The 18,775-nt window shown below is 39.6% G+C and carries 20 protein-coding genes; 11 read left to right on the top strand and 9 right to left on the bottom strand.

Going from position 1 to position 18,775, the window contains the following annotated elements:
• Positions 1-141: 141 nt before the first annotated feature.
• The 3 genes from ACUXV0_RS01245 to ACUXV0_RS01235 form a co-directional block, all read right to left on the bottom strand.
• Positions 142-765 carry a hypothetical protein gene (locus tag ACUXV0_RS01245; RefSeq protein ID WP_446191239.1) on the bottom strand — a complete coding sequence of 208 codons (624 nt, stop codon included), beginning with the start codon at positions 763-765 and terminating at the stop codon, positions 142-144.
• A 155-nt stretch (positions 766-920) separates the two neighbouring features.
• Entirely contained in the window at positions 921-1,670 is a 750-nt protein-coding gene (locus ACUXV0_RS01240) for an LVIVD repeat-containing protein (RefSeq protein WP_446191238.1), read from the bottom strand.
• Between the two features lie 11 nt (positions 1,671-1,681).
• Complete coding sequence (locus ACUXV0_RS01235) at positions 1,682-2,203, bottom strand: hypothetical protein (RefSeq protein WP_446191237.1); 522 nt, start codon at positions 2,201-2,203, stop codon at positions 1,682-1,684.
• A gap of 146 nt (positions 2,204-2,349) precedes the next feature.
• Between ACUXV0_RS01235 and ACUXV0_RS01230 the strand changes: the two genes are divergently transcribed.
• Together ACUXV0_RS01230 and ACUXV0_RS01225 are read left to right on the top strand one after the other, a co-directional pair.
• On the top strand, positions 2,350-3,414 hold the full coding sequence (locus ACUXV0_RS01230) for an aminotransferase class V-fold PLP-dependent enzyme (RefSeq protein ID WP_446191236.1): 1,065 nt from the start codon (positions 2,350-2,352) through the stop codon (positions 3,412-3,414).
• The gene (locus tag ACUXV0_RS01225; RefSeq protein ID WP_446191235.1) at positions 3,404-3,985 is read left to right on the top strand and encodes a MarC family protein; all 582 of its coding nucleotides are present in this window, start codon (positions 3,404-3,406) and stop codon (positions 3,983-3,985) included. The genes ACUXV0_RS01230 and ACUXV0_RS01225 overlap by 11 nt, the downstream gene beginning before the upstream one ends.
• A 23-nt stretch (positions 3,986-4,008) precedes the next feature.
• Here the strand turns inward: ACUXV0_RS01225 and ACUXV0_RS01220 are convergent, their stop codons facing one another.
• From ACUXV0_RS01220 to ACUXV0_RS01210, 3 genes are all read right to left on the bottom strand, one after another.
• On the bottom strand, positions 4,009-4,323 hold the full coding sequence (locus ACUXV0_RS01220; protein ID WP_446191234.1) for a LytTR family transcriptional regulator DNA-binding domain-containing protein: 315 nt from the start codon (positions 4,321-4,323) through the stop codon (positions 4,009-4,011).
• A 22-nt stretch (positions 4,324-4,345) separates the two neighbouring features.
• Positions 4,346-6,115 (bottom strand): BspA family leucine-rich repeat surface protein, encoded by a 1,770-nt coding sequence (locus ACUXV0_RS01215; RefSeq protein ID WP_446191233.1) that lies wholly within the window; start codon positions 6,113-6,115, stop codon positions 4,346-4,348.
• 152 nt (positions 6,116-6,267) lie between these two features.
• Positions 6,268-7,920 carry an alpha/beta fold hydrolase gene (locus ACUXV0_RS01210; protein WP_446191232.1) on the bottom strand — a complete coding sequence of 551 codons (1,653 nt, stop codon included), beginning with the start codon at positions 7,918-7,920 and terminating at the stop codon, positions 6,268-6,270.
• A gap of 270 nt (positions 7,921-8,190) precedes the next feature.
• On the opposite strand from ACUXV0_RS01210, the gene ACUXV0_RS01205 reads away from it, so the two are divergent.
• From ACUXV0_RS01205 to ACUXV0_RS01195, 3 genes are all read left to right on the top strand, one after another.
• On the top strand, positions 8,191-10,125 hold the full coding sequence (locus tag ACUXV0_RS01205; protein ID WP_446191231.1) for a beta-L-arabinofuranosidase domain-containing protein: 1,935 nt from the start codon (positions 8,191-8,193) through the stop codon (positions 10,123-10,125).
• Positions 10,126-10,229: 104 nt separating this feature from the next.
• Entirely contained in the window at positions 10,230-10,796 is a 567-nt protein-coding gene (locus tag ACUXV0_RS01200) for a Crp/Fnr family transcriptional regulator (RefSeq protein ID WP_446191230.1), read from the top strand.
• Between the two features lie 64 nt (positions 10,797-10,860).
• Complete coding sequence (locus ACUXV0_RS01195) at positions 10,861-11,319, top strand: SRPBCC family protein (protein ID WP_446191229.1); 459 nt, start codon at positions 10,861-10,863, stop codon at positions 11,317-11,319.
• Positions 11,320-11,328: 9 nt separating this feature from the next.
• Here ACUXV0_RS01195 and ACUXV0_RS01190 read toward each other — a convergent pair whose 3' ends face one another.
• Positions 11,329-11,793 carry a DUF2452 domain-containing protein gene (locus tag ACUXV0_RS01190; protein ID WP_446191228.1) on the bottom strand — a complete coding sequence of 155 codons (465 nt, stop codon included), beginning with the start codon at positions 11,791-11,793 and terminating at the stop codon, positions 11,329-11,331.
• A gap of 179 nt (positions 11,794-11,972) precedes the next feature.
• Between ACUXV0_RS01190 and ACUXV0_RS01185 the strand changes: the two genes are divergently transcribed.
• The 3 genes from ACUXV0_RS01185 to ACUXV0_RS01175 are packed head-to-tail and all read left to right on the top strand — an operon-like array spanning position 11,973 to position 14,189.
• Positions 11,973-12,452 (top strand): QcrA and Rieske domain-containing protein, encoded by a 480-nt coding sequence (locus ACUXV0_RS01185; RefSeq protein ID WP_446191227.1) that lies wholly within the window; start codon positions 11,973-11,975, stop codon positions 12,450-12,452.
• On the top strand, positions 12,452-13,522 hold the full coding sequence (locus ACUXV0_RS01180; RefSeq protein WP_446191226.1) for an AMP-binding protein: 1,071 nt from the start codon (positions 12,452-12,454) through the stop codon (positions 13,520-13,522). Before ACUXV0_RS01185 ends, ACUXV0_RS01180 begins: the two co-directional genes overlap by 1 nt.
• Positions 13,497-14,189, top strand: a complete 693-nt coding sequence (locus ACUXV0_RS01175; RefSeq protein WP_446191225.1) for a hypothetical protein — start codon at positions 13,497-13,499, stop codon at positions 14,187-14,189. Before ACUXV0_RS01180 ends, ACUXV0_RS01175 begins: the two co-directional genes overlap by 26 nt.
• Here ACUXV0_RS01175 and ACUXV0_RS01170 read toward each other — a convergent pair.
• Positions 14,186-15,022, bottom strand: a complete 837-nt coding sequence (locus tag ACUXV0_RS01170) for a helix-turn-helix domain-containing protein (protein ID WP_446191224.1) — start codon at positions 15,020-15,022, stop codon at positions 14,186-14,188. The two genes, ACUXV0_RS01175 and ACUXV0_RS01170, sit on opposite strands and share 4 nt — an antisense overlap.
• A 21-nt stretch (positions 15,023-15,043) precedes the next feature.
• On the opposite strand from ACUXV0_RS01170, the gene ACUXV0_RS01165 reads away from it, so the two are divergent.
• A complete protein-coding gene (locus ACUXV0_RS01165) occupies positions 15,044-16,468 on the top strand; it encodes an aldehyde dehydrogenase family protein (protein WP_446191223.1) in 1,425 nt (474 codons plus the stop codon).
• Here ACUXV0_RS01165 and hslV read toward each other — a convergent pair.
• The gene (hslV, locus tag ACUXV0_RS01160; protein WP_446191222.1) at positions 16,465-17,004 is read right to left on the bottom strand and encodes an ATP-dependent protease subunit HslV; all 540 of its coding nucleotides are present in this window, start codon (positions 17,002-17,004) and stop codon (positions 16,465-16,467) included. The genes ACUXV0_RS01165 and hslV overlap by 4 nt on opposite strands.
• Before the next feature lie 89 nt (positions 17,005-17,093).
• Between hslV and ACUXV0_RS01155 the strand changes: the two genes are divergently transcribed.
• Both ACUXV0_RS01155 and ACUXV0_RS01150 read left to right on the top strand, forming a co-directional pair.
• Positions 17,094-17,969 (top strand): ThuA domain-containing protein, encoded by an 876-nt coding sequence (locus ACUXV0_RS01155; RefSeq protein WP_446191221.1) that lies wholly within the window; start codon positions 17,094-17,096, stop codon positions 17,967-17,969.
• Entirely contained in the window at positions 17,954-18,727 is a 774-nt protein-coding gene (locus ACUXV0_RS01150; RefSeq protein ID WP_446191220.1) for an SDR family NAD(P)-dependent oxidoreductase, read from the top strand. Before ACUXV0_RS01155 ends, ACUXV0_RS01150 begins: the two co-directional genes overlap by 16 nt.
• Positions 18,728-18,775 lie beyond the last annotated feature (48 nt).

Raw genomic sequence — 18,775 nt, 5'->3', positions numbered from 1 at the left:
TACGCACTTACTCTTATACTTTTCGGTCGAGGGAAAGGCTCTTTTCAGAGTTGTTTTTCCTTGTCGATCATATAAGAGTCAATGACCGTGCCAAAAAAGTACAAAATAAGCTTCGTATAGGCTTAAAAGGCTGATTATTAGCTATAATCTCTTCCCAATTTTTAAGCCTAAAGTTCCGCTAATCACAGGGATTACACGGTCTCTTTGAGTGATCACCGTACCGAAACTTTTTAAGTCGTAAAAGTTAACTTGATCATCTGATCGTGGATTTTCATAAGAGATAGAATTATGGATTAATCTAAAGCCCAATCCACAGAAAACATCCAGATACCACAACTTAACTTCCTCATAACCAGAGCCAATCGGCATTTGTTTACCAATTTTAAAATGTGCCCCACCTACTTGCTTCCTGATTTTACCTCCTACCTTTTCAAAATACTGTGGTTGCCTTGCAATTGGTTCTCTACCAATGTCAATTGATGAATTCTTAAAGACATATTTTCCCAATATATCAAAGGCATAGTACCCTCCATTTGGTGGAATTCTATTCTCCTTTTTAAAGTATTTTTTCCATTCTACCCGTACTCTGAAAATATGGAAACCGCGGTATTCATCGAGGTATAAGAAATCCTCCATCCCCAGCCAAAGGTTTGCATTAGAGTGACCGTAGCCGGCTTCTATTTGAAAGGCATCATGGCCATTGTTGGAAACCTCATAAGCCAAGCTAAAGCCGTTATCCAGGTCAAACAAATGCAGCGGACTCACCTTCAGTATCCTAAAAGACAGACTATCCTGCTGCCTCCATCCCCAGAAACCTCATAAGCAAATGCAGCGGACTCACCTTCAGTATCCTAAAAGACAGACTATCCTGCTGCCCGAATAAAGGCAGGCCAGAAAAAAGAAGAATGATGGTGTAAAATTTATTCGCCAATTTTTATCGTGCTTAAAAGTTGTAGCTCGTCATTCTGATTTACGGCATATTGACTAATTCCATCTTCACCGGTAAGTAAAACCTGATTGCCATAGGCAATGACATCAAAAGGCTTTACCTCATTCAAATACTTCTCTAAGACCGGTTGCTCGGGCTCTTGAATATCAAAAATGGCTAAACCGTTATTTCCTTCACATACATATAACCTGGAACCATTGGCAGAAAGACCCTGGGGGTTCACCATCTGCACAGAATTCTTGATTACGGGAATATTAAAATTGCTGATATCCAGTATATCAAGCTGGTTTTGTCCCCACATACAGGGCGTACCATTTCTTAGCGTTACAAAAGCATAATTACCCTGAGCCACCACAGGGTCGCAGCTCGCAAAGTGCTGATATTGTGAAACAAAATTCGGGTTATCTTCATCTTGTAATCCATAGATATGCATTCCCGTACGAGTGCCTATCAATAAATGATCTTTAAACGGAAAAATAGTCTCTGCAAAGGCGTTTAGACTTACCACACTTTTAAGTCTAGTGTTCTGATTAGCAATGGAAAAGGTTTTGAGGTTATTACCGTTTACGGTGTAGAGATGCTCACCGATAATGGTAAACCTTGCTAAACTTCCTCCTCGCCCACTTCCTCCACCAGCATCACTTTGTGAAAAATTGGCATCACCAGTACAAGAACTCAGGGTTACGCAAACCCCTAGAATTAGGCTAAATATTCTTTTCATTTTCTTAGGGATTAACGGTAACATTTAGGATCATCTACATCTTCTAAAACCCAGTCCACTACATAACCCAAACTCGGGTCTGGGCAGACAAACTTGACACCTTCTATATCAGGGTACATGGGATAAGGAAAAACATCCTTCATCCTATTAACTACTTTAATATCAGTCAAATCGCTAATATCAATAGTCAAAAGATCAAGTCCATTATCTACATAAAGTAAATTATTGCGAAGCTCTACATCCTGATTTGTCGGAACAGATATAAATGAAATACGCTTAGGATTTTTCTTGTCGGTGTTATCAAAAAAATGGACTCCTTCACCGGGCTCACTTACCAGCAGAGTACTTCTATAGATATACACCTTGCCAGACTTCAATAGCTTTTTCTCTGGCATTAATTTTACCTCCGCTATTTTATCATAAGATTCATAAACAGGCACATAAGCTTTTTCCTGAGAATCGTCTGTCAACTGAGAAGTCTCGCAAGACCATAGACTGATACTACTCAGAAGCAAAAAGTAGATTTTTTTCATGGCTATAAGATTGTGGTTGCAAATTAGACTCATAATGAGCCTATTATAAGTTTGGTTGTACGAAGTGCATAAAAACTTATTTTAAGGTAAATTCGTCTTGTATTCATTTAATTTATTCACCTTTGCGGCAAAATTCAAAAGAGGGAATGTTATCGTTTTATCCGGGTCCGGCTAGAGTTTATCCAGAGGTCAAAAATTACCTTCAGGAAGCTTTTGAATGCGGTATTTTGGAGCAAAACCACCGTAGTCCTGCCTTTATGGATTTATTGAAGGAGACCATAATTCTGTTCAAAGAAAAAATGGAAATTCCAGAGGATTACGAGGTCTATTTTACCTCTTCGGCCACTGAGTGCTGGGAGATCCTGGCCCAATCGGTACTTCGTGGCAGAATACAATTTCTCTATAACGGAGCCTTTGGCAAAAAATGGTTCAAATACACTGTAACCAATCCTGTAGCTGATGCCTCAACTATTATTAGAGGAAGCAGATTTCAGAATAATGAAACTATTGATAAGGTAGAGCTTGATCAAGAAGCAAATTTCATCTGTGCGGTGCAAAATGAAACCAGCAATGGCACAGCCATTTCAATGGACCATCTTCATTCTCTACCTCATGACAGCCTAAAATGCTTGGATGTCACTTCTTCAATTGGTGCACAAAAGATAGATTTTAGTAAAGGAGATTTTTGGTTAGCATCGGTTCAGAAAGGCTTGGGTTTACCTTCAGGTATGGGCATCCTTATATGCTCACCTAGGGGCATTCATGCAGCTGAAAAAGTAAACGAAAGAAATCACTACAACAGCCTTTTATTCATCAGAGAGAACTTCAAAAAGTACCAAACTCACTACACTCCTAACATTCTCAATATCTTCCTTTTAAACAGGGTAATGAGAACAATTGAAGGCATAAATGCAATTGACCGAAAAATCAGGCAGCGAGCAGATCGATATTATGATTTTTTTGAAGATCACGGTTTAATACCTTTAATTGAGAATAAAGAGTGCCGTTCTCAAAATGTATTGGCTATTACGGGCGAGAAAGCATACATTGAAAAAATCAAAACCGAAGCTCAAAAAAGTCAAATATTGCTAGGTAATGGCTACGGAGAATGGAAAGAAAATACCTTTAGAGTTGCCAATTTCCCTGCTATATCTGATCAGGATTTTAAACAATTAGAACACTTCATAAAACAAACAAGCCATGTATTTTGATTTCAAAGAAATACTTTCAGTTACACTTATTCTATTCTCCATTATTGATATCCTGGGGTCTATACCTATCATCCTGAATATCAGAAAGAAAACTGGTGAAATAGAAGCAGAACGCACCACAATTGTATCTGGCCTACTGATGTTCGGCTACCTTTATTTAGGTACTAAAATTCTTGCTCTATTCGGTGTAGACGTCAGCTCATTTGCAGTGGCTGGTGCCATCATTCTACTCTTAATGGGTTTTGAGATGATATTGGGAAGAGAAATCTTTAAACATAACCCTACCACCGGAGCCCGAAGCAGCAGTATTGTTCCGCTTGCCTTCCCCATTATAGCTGGTGCAGGTACTATGACCTCGTTACTTTCTTTGAAAGCTGCTTATCATATAGAAAGTATTATTGTGGGTATTATCGTCAATCTTATACTGGTTTACACCGTTCTTAAGTCTTCCAAGTGGCTTGAAAAGAAAATCAGCCCCGCCAGTATTGAAGTACTTCAGAAAGTATTTGGACTCATCTTACTGGCTATTTCTATCAAGTTGATAAAAGAAAACCTTTTTGTGTTGGGGTAAAACCTTTGATGTACAGCTTCAACTCACTGATAAACAAATCCTTCTACCGTTTTCTTGCGTCTTCGGGAGACCAGGAAAGAATTTCTGGAGGTTTTGAGTTCATCCCCGCTAAGCTGAATTCCGGGCACTCGGAAGTTCACTACTGTAGACCTATTTACTCGACAAAACTGATGTTCTGGCAATCGATCTGCAATAGCCCCCAGAGTAGTAGCTACGAGTGTTTTCTCACCATTTCTAAAAAAGATTTGGGTATAATTCGATTCTGCTTTGAGATATGAAATTTCTTCATAGCTACGGTGGATTCTTCCGCCTAAATGGACAATTGTTTCGTTATTCATGACCTCTTGATTTAGTAGTTCTTTATTCTGGACAGCCTTCAGTATTTACCAGCACCACGGCCGATTCTGAAAAAACGCTGGTTGGACTTAGATTAAATGCCGGAGATGAAAGTGTAAGTTTGGCTTTCGGCTCCACCATAACAGAATCAAGATTTATGCCTTGATTGGCCCGAATGGTTAAATCACCAAAAAGAGTGTCATTTGAGACTGTAGTGATATCGGCACAAGGAAATTCAAATGACGAGGAGCACAAGGTATCTGTTAAAGAGCCATTTAGATTCCAACCTCTGGCTATAAGCTCTTCTTTAGCCTGAAATGCAGCAGAGTCTAAACCCAGGTTTGGCCCACCAATATTTAAATCTTCAAGCGTCGGATTACTGAAATTCCAGCCCAAAACTGTTGAGGACCAGGATTCACAGTCTAATGAAGCCATGTTATTAAAAGTTGCCAAAAACTCTGCCCCAGGTTTAAATTTCCATGCACCCAAAGATTGGTTGAAGGCATCATTTTGTCTGAACATTTCTCTGAAAGTACTGACACTGCTTACATCCCACTCCCCAATTGGCTGGTTAAAAGCATCTGCATTATCAAACATTTGACGCATACTGGTGACCTTACTTACATTCCATTTATGAATAGGTTGATTAAAAACTCCGGCAGACCTGAACATATCCTTCATATTAGTCACATTTGAGACATCCCAGTCACTGATGTCCTGATTAAAACTAGAAGCACCTCTGAAAGTGTTGGCCATGGTAGTCACTTTTGATACAATCCATGCTCCAATAGGCTGATTAAAAGCCTTGGCACTTTCAAACATTTGATTCATTGCCGTAACATTGCTCACATTCCAACTTTGGAGAGGCTGATTAAACACTAAGGCACCCTTAAACAATGCTCCCATATTTTTAACTTTTGTGGTATTCCAGCCACTTATATCCTGATTGAATTCTTTTGCATTATTGAAACAATTAGACATGTCCGTAACATTTGAGGTATTCCAGCTTCCTAAATTCTGATTAAATGAGCTTGCATTCTGAAACGTATTTTTGAGGTTTGTCAAACTGGTAGTAACCCAGCCACCAATATCCTGGTTAAAGGGAGTTCCTCTGAAACAGTTCTCCATGGTGGTCACTTTCTCTACATTCCATCCGCCTATATCCTGATTAAAACTTCCGGCAAAAAGGAAAGTACCGTCCAGGCGGGTAACATTTGCCGTATTCCAGGTAGTGATATCACCATTAAAAGACCTTGCACTTCTGAAAGTAAACGACAAATCTGTTACATTACTGACATCCCAATTGCTGAGATCAGCATTAAAATTAGATGCATCTTGAAAGGTTTCTTTCAATGAAGATACTTGGCTTAGGTCTGGAGCATCTGAGGCAGTAAAACCTTCCCCAGGCCAGTTTTTAAACATTCCTGCCATTGAATTCCAAGCTATATCACCCCACTGTTTTACATCAATGAGCTGTGATTTAGGATAGTTCAGAAGCCTGGGGAAATTTCCGTAGATAGATAAATCATAGCTTCCGCTGTCAGCAAATATGGTTCTAAATGTTCCTAAAGAATCTGCATGAAACCCAGAAATTTTCACTGTTGTATCACTTTGCAGAACCCATTCGTAATCAAAAGCATATCCTGTACCTGTCAAACTAATATCAATGGTATCTTCCAGCGAAACCTGCCATGTGGTAATAAATGGCTTAGTAGTATCTGCTGTGGATTTGGCAGCGGCTAAAAAGGAAAAAAGTGCTAGTAACCCCGACAAAAAGAACCTAGTTAATTTCATGTGCTTGACTTATTTTACTGTTAATCAGATTTCTATAAGTCAAAATTAGAACAGAGAGCCTCCCGAGGGTTAGTAGTATTCCGACAAAGGCTGTAAACTTTCCGACACGTTCTTAATAGTGATACAGATACGACACATGAATGTCGGATTTGTTATAGTTCTTTGATTTGGGAAGGCGGATATCCGAATTCTTTTTTGAAGCATTTGGTGAAGTAAGACATCGAATTAAAACCTGTCTGATAGGCTGCTTCTGAAACAATCACATTCTTTTGAAGAATTAATTCTTTTGCTTTGTGCAATCTTACCGAACGCACAAGCTGATTGGGCGATTTATTGGTAATTCTCTTCAATTTTCGCTGTAATTGTCTTTCACTGGTTCCCACTTCTTTGCATAGCAATTCTACACCAAAATGCTCATCTGTTAAGTGCTCTTCAATGCTCTGAAGTACGTTTTCGAGAAAAGAATAATTGTGCACCGGGGTCAATGCCATTTGAACCTCAACATCAGCCTTCAATTCTCTTTTGTTTTCTGGTTTTACAGCCAAAACCTCAAATGGCAAATGATCAAGATCGGGCTTCTCTATAATTTCTACACCAGAGCCAAACAGTAAATTCTTTACGGTACTGCTGATTAAGATTTCACCTGAATTTGCACAAGCCCATAACTCTGAACTTAATTGATTGGCCGAGCCACCTACATGACTTTCTTCAGAAATCAGACACTCACCGATATGGATAGCCTGTGATGTAAAAATACCACTTGAAAGTAGCATACCCCTTATTTCAAGTGCACAGTGGACCGCCTTGCTTGGGCCATCGAAAGTTGCGGTTACATACTGCGAGTCGTCAGAGTGAAACGTTCCTCTGTACTGGTTGATTTTTTCTTCTATACGAGTAATATTTACCCTATCCTCAGTTTGAAAACCCACCTTCAAAATTGTGGCTAACACTCGGTCAAAGACCTGCTGCTGATGCCCTAGGCGAATAAATTCAAACATTTCTCTGAGGACCGCTTCTGCATCACCAACCCAAAAAAGGTGGTCATTTCCGGGAAACTCAATGAACTTTGAATGTTTGATTCTTTCGGCTATGAACTTACCTTCTTCTACTTTTACATCAATATCATCGGTTCTGTATAAAAGTAAAGTGGGAACGTCTATATTCTGTAAGATATCAATGATGTCTACCTGCGTATTCATTTTGGTCAATACCAATGCCGCACTTGGGCTGGCCCCTGACCTAAAATATGAAGCAAGCCACTCCATAAAGATAGGGTCTTTTGATCGGGAAGGAGCGAGAGAAGCCAAATCCATTTCATTGCTTCCCCAGCTTGTCTCTATCATATCATAAACCTCCTGCCTTTCTTCGTCTGTTGGTGCCCAAGGGTAGTCTTCTGCATATCTTCTCTTTGCAAACACACCAAAAGTGATGAGCGAGATCGTTCTTTGCGGATAAGTAGCTGCAAACAAAGCACAAACTGATCCTCCTTCTGAATGCCCAAAAAGGATTGCTTTTTGTGAACCGACGGCATCCATTACAGCCCTGATATCATCCATTCTTTCTTCTAAAGTTGATAACTCAGTTACTCTATCTGATAGGCCTGTTCCTCTTTTATCAAAGAGAATAAGACGAACTTGCTTAGAGAGCTTGACTAAAAAATCAGAGAGTTCGGGGTTTCGCCACATAAGGTCTATGTTAGAAACCCACCCTGGCACATAAACCATGTCAATAGGTCCATCTCCAAGCACTTGATATGCAATACTCAGCCTTCCGCTTTTGGTGTATTGTGTAGTTGGTTTAGTCATTCAGGTTTTAAACACATTTTATTTCTCTGACGGTAGAAAGGCTTGTTTTCAAAGCTTACTACGAATAAAATAAATTTAAGGTGGCAGTCATCATAAAAACTTTTTGAATTCAGAAATTACGATAGATCGCAACAAAATTTCGATAAATAGTTTAAATCAAACGCACTCTTAAAAACTGACACATATGAAGAAATAGCTGCTTCAAAGAACAATTGTGTCATTTTGACATAATTTATTTACTTTGCCCTACAATCCTATTTCAAGAAGACTATGATCAAAAATTATCAATCCATTCTTTCACTTATAAGCCTTACCGCAATCCTGGCTGCTTGTCAGCCAACCAGTACATCCTCTGAAATGCCAGAAAAGGTTTCGGCATTTAAACTGGATGAAGTAGAACTTCTCAAAAGTGATTTCTCAAACGCCCAAGAAAAAGATCTTGCATACATGCTGGCAATGGATGTTGATAAACTTTTGGCTCCGTATCTAAAGGAGGCAGGTCTGGAGCCCAAAAAAGATAATTATGGCAACTGGGAAAACACCGGTCTTGATGGTCACATAGGTGGTCATTACCTCACAGCCGCGGCACAGATGGCTGTTACTCTGGATAATGAAGAAATAGAAGACAGACTGGATTATATGCTGAACGAATTAAAACGATGCCAGGATGCCAGTCCAACAGGCTATATTGGTGGTACACCTGGCAGTACAGCCATGTGGGAAGATATAGCCAATGGAAAAATCACCTCAGACAATTTTGACCTTAATGGTAAATGGGTCCCTATCTATAATCTGCATAAACTTTTGGCTGGTCTCAGAGATGCGTATATGATAGCAAACAAACCTTTAGGGCTTGAAATTCTGACCAAACTTACTGACTATCTGTATTCTGTTTCAGAAAATCTTTCTGATGAACAAATTCAACAAATACTGGTAGCTGAGCATGGAGGCATCAATGAGGTCTTTGCTGACCTATACGCTATCACCTCAGATGAAAAATATCTAACTCTTGCTAAACGGTTTTCGCATAATCTTATCCTGGACCCACTAAGCCAGGGAATTGATAGCCTTACTGGTATGCATGCCAACACGCAAATACCGAAAGTGGTGGGCTTCCAACGTATAGCTGAGCTTACGGATGATCCCAAATTCGGAAAAGCGGCTGGTTATTTCTGGAAAACCGTAACAGAAAACCGCTCGGTTGTAATTGGCGGAAATAGTGTGGATGAGCACTTTAACCCTACAGATGATTACGATCACATGCTAACTCACATTGCCGGGCCAGAAAGCTGCAATACTTATAATATGCTAAAACTTAGCAAACACCTTTTTGAGCAGACCACTGATACCAAATACATTGAATACTACGAAAGAGCCCTATACAATCATATTCTAGCCAGTCAAAACCCCGAAAGGGGCGGTTTTGTGTATTACACACCTATGAGGCCACGTCATTACAGAAACTACTCACAGCCTTCAGAATGTATGTGGTGCTGCGTGGGATCTGGTATGGAAAACCATGGAAAATACGGAGAATTAATCTACAGCCATTCTGAGAAAGATATACTCGTAAACCTGTTTATTCCTTCTAAACTAAACTGGGAGGAAAAGGGCATTGCACTTACACAGCAAACGGAGTTTCCCTCTTCAGAAACCAGCGTCATTGAAATTGACAAAACAAACGACGAAAACTTCACCATATTCATAAGAAAACCAAACTGGCTTGCCAAAGACGGAATCAGCATTAAGCTTAATGAAGAGATAATTGAAACCGAACAGTCAGAAGACCCTTATATTGCACTAAATCGTCAGTGGGAAAAAGGAGATAAAATAGAGATTACTCTTCCTATGAAAACCTACACAGAGTATCTTCCTTCAGACTCTTCTTATGTTGCTTTTTTACATGGCCCACTGGTTTTAGCAGCCAAAACAGACACCACAGATTTGGTAAATTTAATAGGAGACTCTGTGCAGTGGGAAGGATACAGAGCCAAAGGCAGGGAGTATCCTGAAGAAACCTGGCCTTCACTTTCATTAACTGAAAGTCAAGACCCAGCAGAACTAATGATAGCCACTGGCTCACCCAATAGATTCAAACTAAAGAATTTACACCTGCCAGATGACCTTACGGATTTAGAGCTTATGCCGTTTTACCAGCTACATGATTCAAGGTATATGTTATACTGGCCTCTTAAAAAGAATTAAGAAAACGCCGATCACCCGAATGATCGGCGTTTTTTTGGTTTATTTACATTATTTCTAATTCAATTCTCCGTAACAAAGTGCCTTAGAATGAAATTCTTGAAGTAATGATTCAAAAATCAATTATTGAAACATTTGGATTGAATGAAGCAGAGTATTTACAACTTGAAAATTCATTCAAAGTGAAAACTCTCTCAAAAGGAGAGTTTTTGTGTAAAGCAGGTGAGATGGCTCGTCATATGGCTTTTGTGGAAAAAGGCATATTGAGAGAATTTTTATACTTAAATTACAAAGAGATCACTAAATGGTTTTGCACAGCTGGTTACTTCGCTGTAGACCTTAATGCATTTTTAACTGAAAAATCGTCCGAAATTTTTCTAGAGGCTGTTACAGATGTCACTGTACTTTTAATTTCAAAGTCAGAATACGATAATCTTTCTTTCAAAATCTCACGCTGGGATAAATTGGAAAAACAGTTTCTTGCTAAATGCTTCGGTATTTTAGAAGAGCGTGTACTATCACATTTGGCCTTAAATGCAGAGGAAAGATTTAAGAAATTCGTAGAGTTTAACCCGGCATTAATGAACCAAGTGCCTCTTCATCAGATTGCCTCTCTTCTGGGCATGACACCTGAAACTCTTAGTAGAATTAGAAAGAAGCTTTCTGAAGAATAATCTTCACTTCTTGATATAGATCAATTCTAATTCAGCTTTGATTGAGAACCTTTGTGTCATAAAAATGACATCAATGGATACCAATAAGAAAGCTCCGGTTTTTCAGAAGGAAGAAATCTTAATAACAGGCCAGGCAAAAGTAGTATGGCAAACCCTTACAGACATCAATAGCTGGCCTGAATGGAATAATTCTATTCAGCATACACAAACAAGCGGCAAAATTAATGTAGGCCAGAATTTCCATTGGAAATCAAAAGGTAATAAGATCAACTCTACCATTCATACTTTCATAGAAAACAATCAACTGGGCTGGCATGGTAAAGCATTTGGTGCAACCGCCATTCATAATTGGTTTTTGGAAGAACATCAAGGATTCACAAAGGTTAGAGTAGAAGAGAGCATGGAAGGCCTTCTGGTCGTTTTATTGAAGAAGAAAATGAATCAAATCGTAAAAAATGACATGAAAAGTTGGCTACAATCTCTCAAAGAGAAAGTTGAGAAAGATAATACTTTAATAAAGTAAAACCGAAGGTTAAACCTCTATTCGCTCCCCTTCTTCCTCTACAAAATCAACTTTCCAGGTATGATCTGCAAGCAGAAAAACCTTTGCCAGAAACCTATTGAAAGGAATTTTACGGCCCCATTCCTCTGGTGAAACCATAGAGAGCATGTCTGAGCCATCTTTGCGTTCGTAGAGGTAGTATGAATGACTGATGACCGGCTCAAAAGACATCTGAGCATCATAGATACGCTCTGAGATTTCAATGCGGTCCTTTATGCCCTCTGCCTGCTGTTTGAGTAACTCCATCTGTCGATAGATTTTCTCTAATTGGTCAAAAGTCTGCTGACGCATGGCCATCTGAGCCTTACCTTTCACCTTACCCATATCTTCAGGACGAATAACAGCACCACCAGCCGTGTGTGCATATTCTAGCAATCCAGGGTTTTCAGCTACTTTAAAATCGTCAATCGGATTCTCTATCTCTTCCTTACTCATACTGTAAAACTCTTAACTGAGGATATATTATCCAAGCAAATGAAATAAATCAGATAATTTATCTATACAATACACCAAATCGACAAAAAAGTTCTTTTACTTTCAACTTTGCCACCTGTGGCGAATAATTTGCGTAATTGTACTGTACAAAGCATATCACTCATTCAAAATCAAATAGAATGGAAATTAAAGAAACAAAAACCCCTCAGCAAAAATCAATAGGCCGAAAGGATTTCATGAAACAAGTAGGTATTGGCTTCGGTGCCATCATGCTCATGAATTGTTTGCAAAGCTGTAGCGACGGCGAAATCCCTGAACCAAACCCGGGCGGTGGAAATAGTGGAATAGATTTTACACTAGACTTAAATGATAATGACAACAGTGACCTAAGAGTGAACGGTGGCTTCAAGGTCATTAATAGTCAAGGAGTTATTGTAGCAAGAACACTAGCTGATACCTTTATAGCTGTTTCATCTGCGTGTACACATCAAGGAACCACTGTTAATTACAGAGCCAATACAAATGACTTCAGATGTCCGAATCATGGTTCGGAATTCACAGCAGTAGGTGCTGTTTCAAAAGGCCCTGCTACTTCAGCTTTGACCAAATTCAATACCTCATTTGACGAAACAGCAAATACGCTTCGTATTTTTGCTTAATGATATTTGTAAGCCAGGAAGGAGACCTCACCAATTCAGCACCAAATGACCCTTACTTTCAAAAAGTAAAACGGTTCATCATTAAGTGGCAAAACGGACTTAATGCTCTTGAGGTAAAAACCTCCGGCTCTACAGGTAAACCAAAAAATATCAAACTGACAAAACAGCAGGTTAAAGCCTCTGTTGCTCAGACCGCAAAAGCTTTCTCTCTTACAGAGGAAAGCTTTTTTTTATGTAACCTCTCCATTGACTTTATCGCAGGTAAATTAATGGTGATAAGGGCTTTAGAATTAGGAAGCGAGTTACTAATCATTAAACCTGAGGGTAGCATAATCGACAATCTTGGCAATTTTGGGTATATGCTGGAGCAAAAAAGAGGTCAGTGTTTTTTGGCCTTTGTTCCGCTGCAATTAAACAATCTTTTGCAAGATGAACGTGGGCAAAACCTGCTGAACATGGCTCAGGCAACTATCATCGGCGGAGCCGCCATTTCAAATTCTTTAGCCCGGCAAATTTCAGAAATCAACACTCCCGTCTATGCTACTTTTGGCATGACAGAAACAGTTACTCATTTCGCAATTAAAAGGCTTAATGGCAACAAGCCAGATGGCTATTTTATAGCCTTAGATGGAACAGACATAAAGGCGAACGAAGAAGGCAAACTCTGCATCAAAAACGAATGCACTGAAAATAAATGGCTTGTCACAAATGATTTAGCCGAAATTATCAATACCCATGAATTCAAATTATCAGGGAGATCCGATCGGGTTATCAATAGCGGTGGCATAAAACTCTCTTTGGATGAAATTGAAACTAAAATTGATCAAATTTTAAACTTATCTGCACCCTTCTTCTGTAGCAGTCTACCAGATGAAAAACTCGGTCAGCAATTGGCTCTCTTTATTGAGGGAGCAGGAAATGCTATTGAAATAAAAGAAAAGCTGAAGAAAGAAATGGCTAAATTTGAGGCTCCTAAAATCGTGGCCTTTATCAAATCATTTGAAAGAACGGTCACCGGAAAAATAGATAAAAGAAAAACGACCAATGCATATTCAGTTTCAAACAAATGAGCTTACTCCCCCACCTTATGCTCATGCCATTGAAATAAAAGTTCAGCAAGAAAATAATGGGATCAATATTGATTTTGAGATCACTTATCTCGGTCGGGAGGAGCTGGAAGAAGAGGAAATATTGCAGGAAGGATTTTCAACTAATGATGATATCCAATGGTCTGGTGAATTAAACCAAGAATGGCTTAAAACCTTCGAGCAATTTGCTAATTCAGTGGAATTCAAAGAGAAAACCTCGCTAAACCAGGAAGAGTTTTATTGGAATATCAAAACTGATCATCAGGAAGGATACCCTGTAGACGAAGAAGCGGCACTTCAATTTGTGCAGGAATTACAGCAAGCCGTCTTGGAAAACACTGAAACTGAAGCCCCCTTAAATCTAACAATACTCCGTAAAGATAGAAATACCTCTGAGCGTATTGTATTTGAAGCTTCTTTCGCTAAAAGGCAATTCTCAAAAACGACAAACGATTCAAAAGAAGACTTGCCTTGGGATACACTAAGTCAGGTTCTTAAAGATATTTTCTCCGGTGAATTCAGACCAGAACAGGCCAAACAAAAATCACCAAAAAAGACTGGCTTACATATTAATCTTGGAGATGACTTGTGGTATGAACTGGGCAAGAGTTATTTGATTCAACCCTCAAAAATCACACAGTACCTTTAATTGAACCGCTTTAGCTGTTCACTGAGCTGCTCGGCTGTTTTCTTGATTTCTGAAAGATCCTGACGCATTTCCGGCATTTGCTCCGCAATGTACGAGATGGGCTGCCAAACTGAATGAATATCTTCTAGAGGCATATCAATAGTAGCCATTCCGGTTACTTCTGGTGTCAGAACCAACATACCACGTGTACTGGTTTGATTATAAGCCTTTCTGTAGAGCAATTCTCCTTCTTTAGTCAAGACTAAATAGCACTGACCATCTCTACAATCCTTTACGTTTGTCAATTGCTGAGCAATAAGAAGTGAGCCTTGAATCGGAAAATCATTTCCTGCTTCAAAAGCAACTACCTGACCCTCACCAAACTTCCTAAAAGGCACATTAATAGACCCAGAGACCGTAAATGAAGCATTATTTACGAAATCACTTAATTCATCCCGGAGTACCAGTGGAATTTCGTCGGACGAATTCTCTCGCGGCAATTGAAGATTCATCTCCTTCTCATCTTTCAAAGATTCCTCTGCCGGAGCCTTAAAATTGATGCTTCCGGGAGTTTCTTCTTCTTCAAGCCAAATTTTAAGCTCGGTAATTTCACCAACAGATTTCTCAAAGTAAGCCGCTATTGTTTTTAACTTTTCATACGGCGGCACAGCCCTGCCTCCTTCATAAGAATCGATAGCAGCACGAGTCATACCAAGCTCAGCACCAAGGTCTTTCTGAGTCAGTCCCTGTAGCTTTCTGAGGAATTCAATGTTTTGGGCGAGAATACTGATGAGTACGTTTATTAACTGTGTGCTAAAATTAGAGAATCTGTCAGAGAAAAAATTAAATTGCAAGAACAAAACATCAACAAGACCATGACGAATGATACTTTAGCTTCAGTGGAGCTAAGCACTTATAAAGACGTTTTTGAGAAACAACTGAAGAAATCCTTAGAGCTAAGAGTCTCAACTGCTCGGGATAGAATTCAGAAAATTAAATCCATTAAAAAGTGGACCGAGCAGAATGCGGACAGTATAACTGCTGCCGTCCACGCCGACTTTAGAAAAAGTGAGGCAGAGGTAAATATTAGCGAGATTCTTCCGGTGATTTCTGAGGCTAAAAACATCATTAAGAATTTAAGCTCGTGGATACGACCCAAGTCAGTAAGTGTTCCTCTATTATTTTTAGGCACCTCCAATAAGAAGACTTATCAGCCAAAAGGATGTTCGCTGATTATTTCGCCTTGGAATTATCCGTTCATTCTTGCCTTAAAACCTGTGATGACGGCCATAGCGGCAGGCTGTACAGTGGTTTTAAAACCTTCAGAACTCACTCCCAACACCTCGTTTCTTTTACAAAGAATGATGGAAGAGCTATTTGATGAGAACGAGGTAAAAGTCTTTACTGGAGATGCAGAAACTGCTATTGCTTTACAAAAATTGCCGTTCAACCATGTCTTTTTCACCGGTAGTCCGGCCGTAGGCAAATTGGTCATGAAAGCAGCGTCACAGCATCTCGCCTCAGTCACATTAGAGCTTGGAGGCAAATCACCGGTAATTGTTCGCAAGGGTGTCAATATGAAATCGGCTGCAAAGAAAGTTGCTTGGGGGAAATTCCTGAATGCTGGCCAAACATGTATTGCTCCCGACTATTTATTGATACAGGAAGATCTCAAAGATGAATTTATTGAGGCTCTAAAAGCCGCATTAAAAAAGATGGCAGAAGGTGATTTCAAAAGCAACTCAGACTATTGCCGCATCATCAATCAAAAGCATTTTGAAAGAATAAATGGGCTTGTAGAAAAATCGGTAGAAATGGGTGCCGAGATTGCCATGACAGAAAACCCTGATAAAGAAGATTGCTTTTTGGCCCCGACAATCTTGACAGAGGTAACCAAAGACATGCCACTGATGCAGGAAGAGATTTTCGGACCAATTCTACCTGTACTTACCTATAATTCCATCCAGGAAGCCATTGACATCATCAATGAAGGCGAAAAACCTTTAGCCATGTATATTTTTGGTGGCAGTTCTGCAGAAAACAAGGCACTTGAAAGCCAAACAAGTTCAGGACCAATCGTCTATAATGATTTCGCTATTCAATTCGTATACCATGGCTTACCGTTTGGCGGTATTAACAACTCAGGCACTGGTGTAAGTGGTGGTTTTGAAGGGTTTATGGAATTTACTCACATGAAGCCGGTGATTAAAAATCACTTTAACCCCAGCTCCATGTTCTATCCACCCTACACAGGTAGAATCAAGAAAATGCTTGATATCGCTACCAAATACCTGACTTAATCGAGTGTCTCGATGATAAGATTATGGTTGGTGTAGATGCATATATCAGCTGCAATGTTCAATCCTTCACGTACCATTTCTTCAGCTGTCATATCGCTGGCGTGTCTTTTCAATGCCACAGCAGCAGACTGTGCGTACATACTCCCTGAGCCTATAGCCGCTATTTGATGATCTGGCTCCAGCACATCTCCTGTACCAGAAATCACTAGCATTTCTTCGGCATTGGCCACCACCATCATGGCCTCTAATTTTCTGAGGTATCGGTCGGTTCTCCAATCTTTGGCAAGCTCAATGGCTGCACGCTTCATGTTTCCGCCGTAGGCACCTAACTTTTCTTCAAATTTCTCTATTAAAGTAAAGGCATCGGCAGTACTACCAGCAAAACCCGCAAGGATTTTTCCTCCAGCCAGTCTTCTCACTTTTTTAACATTCGATTTAGCCACCGTATTTCCCATGGTAGCCTGACCATCAGCCCCCAATGCTACTTTACCATTATGTACTATCCCTAAAACGGTTGTTGATTTTATTTTTGTCATTTCTATGAATTTGCTTTAAAACAGACGGGCAAAATTATTAATTCCACTAAAATTTGTAAGTTCATGCCTTCAGCAAAACCCTACCCCTAATGTCAAGGAGAAGAAAAAAGAAAAGAAAACTATGGATTAAACGCATTCTTTTAGGATTGGCAGCCATTGCTATTCTCATTGTAGCCTCGTTTTCTGTTTTCATGTATAAAGTCAAAAATGGCTTTCCTTTTTTCGAGGAAGAAAGACCCAATCTGGAGCTCACGACAGACCAAACAAACATCCTTCTATTCTCTAAGGCCAACGCTTTTGTGCATAGTGAAGGTATTGAGGCTGCAAAGCCTACGTTCAGAGCTTTAGCAGAGAAAAACAACTGGACGCTTACTGAATTTGATGAAGGTGGAGTTTTTAATCCGGAACAGCTCGCTTTATTTGATTTAGTGATCTGGAATAATGTTTCCGGTAAAGTATTGACCAATGAGCAGCGTACAGCTTTTCAACGTTACATTCTTGACGGTGGTAGTTTCATGGGTATCCATGCTGCAGGTGATGGTTCACATAATTGGGATTGGTATACCACAAATCTGATTGGAGCCCAATTCTCTCATCATCCTATCAAAGACCACATTCAGGAAGCTGAGCTTTTTGCTCAGCCTTTGACCGACAGCCTTATGATACAAGGAATTCCGTCTTCAATAAAAACCTCAGACGAATGGTATATTTTTAATAACCAACCGACTGAAAACGGCTTCACTGTATTATACCAGATGGATGGCAATAGCATTAACCCCGATGGAAATATTCTGTTCGAACGATCTAAAAACTTCGGGATGGGTGAAAAGCACCCTAATATGTGGTTCAAAAAAGTAGGCAAAGGAAAATCATTCTACTCTGCTTTGGGTCATCATGCCCAGACCTATCAAAATGAAGATTACATTACGGTTCTTGAAAAAGCTTTACAATGGCTGGTGAAATAACATTCAATTTTAAAGGACAAACAGCTATAGTAACTGGGGCAGCTATAGGTATTGGTTTTACAATAGCTCAAATGCTGATAGAAAGTGGTGCAAACGTCATTCTCAATGATTTTGATCAAGAGGCAGGCGAGAAGGCAGCAAAAAAACTGGGTAAAAACTGTATATTCATTCAAGGTGACGCCGGTAAAACCTCTGTTTTGGCAGAGCTTATATCGAAGGGCCTAACCAAATTTGGCTCTATAGAATATGCCATAGCCAACGCTGGTATTACCACGTTTGGCCCATTCTTAAGTTATCCAGAAGAAAACTTCAATCAGTTAATTGACCTAAATATTAAGGGTACCTTTTTTCTATGTCAAAAAATGGCAAACTATTGGATCAAGAATGCCATTTCGGGCAAAATGGTGCTGATGTCCAGTACTACAGGACTTCAGCCGCATGATGAGCTTGAAGCGTATGGAATGACCAAAGCTGCCATCCGTTTTATGGCGAAGTCTTTAGGCACTCAGCTAGCCCCACATAAAATACACATCAACTCAGTAACTCCCGGGGCTACTGAAACAGAAAGAACCACCTCGGTGGAAGGTTATGCAGAAGGTTGGTCAAAAATTGTCCCAACCAGAAGACCCGCTACCACCGAAGATATAGCCAAAGCCACACTATTTTTGTTGTCACAAGGAGCAGATCAAATAACTGGAGAAAATATCAATGTAGATGGAGGTTGGTCAAATGTAGGCCCTGTGCCTGAGGCAATTTGATTGATCAATATTGTACTTTACCAAGATTTGATTGACCAGCATTTCTTT

The organism is Jiulongibacter sp. NS-SX5, assembly GCF_052828545.1.
The sequence above is the reverse complement of the archived record's forward strand: the minus strand, read 5'-3'. Positions and strand labels throughout refer to the sequence as shown.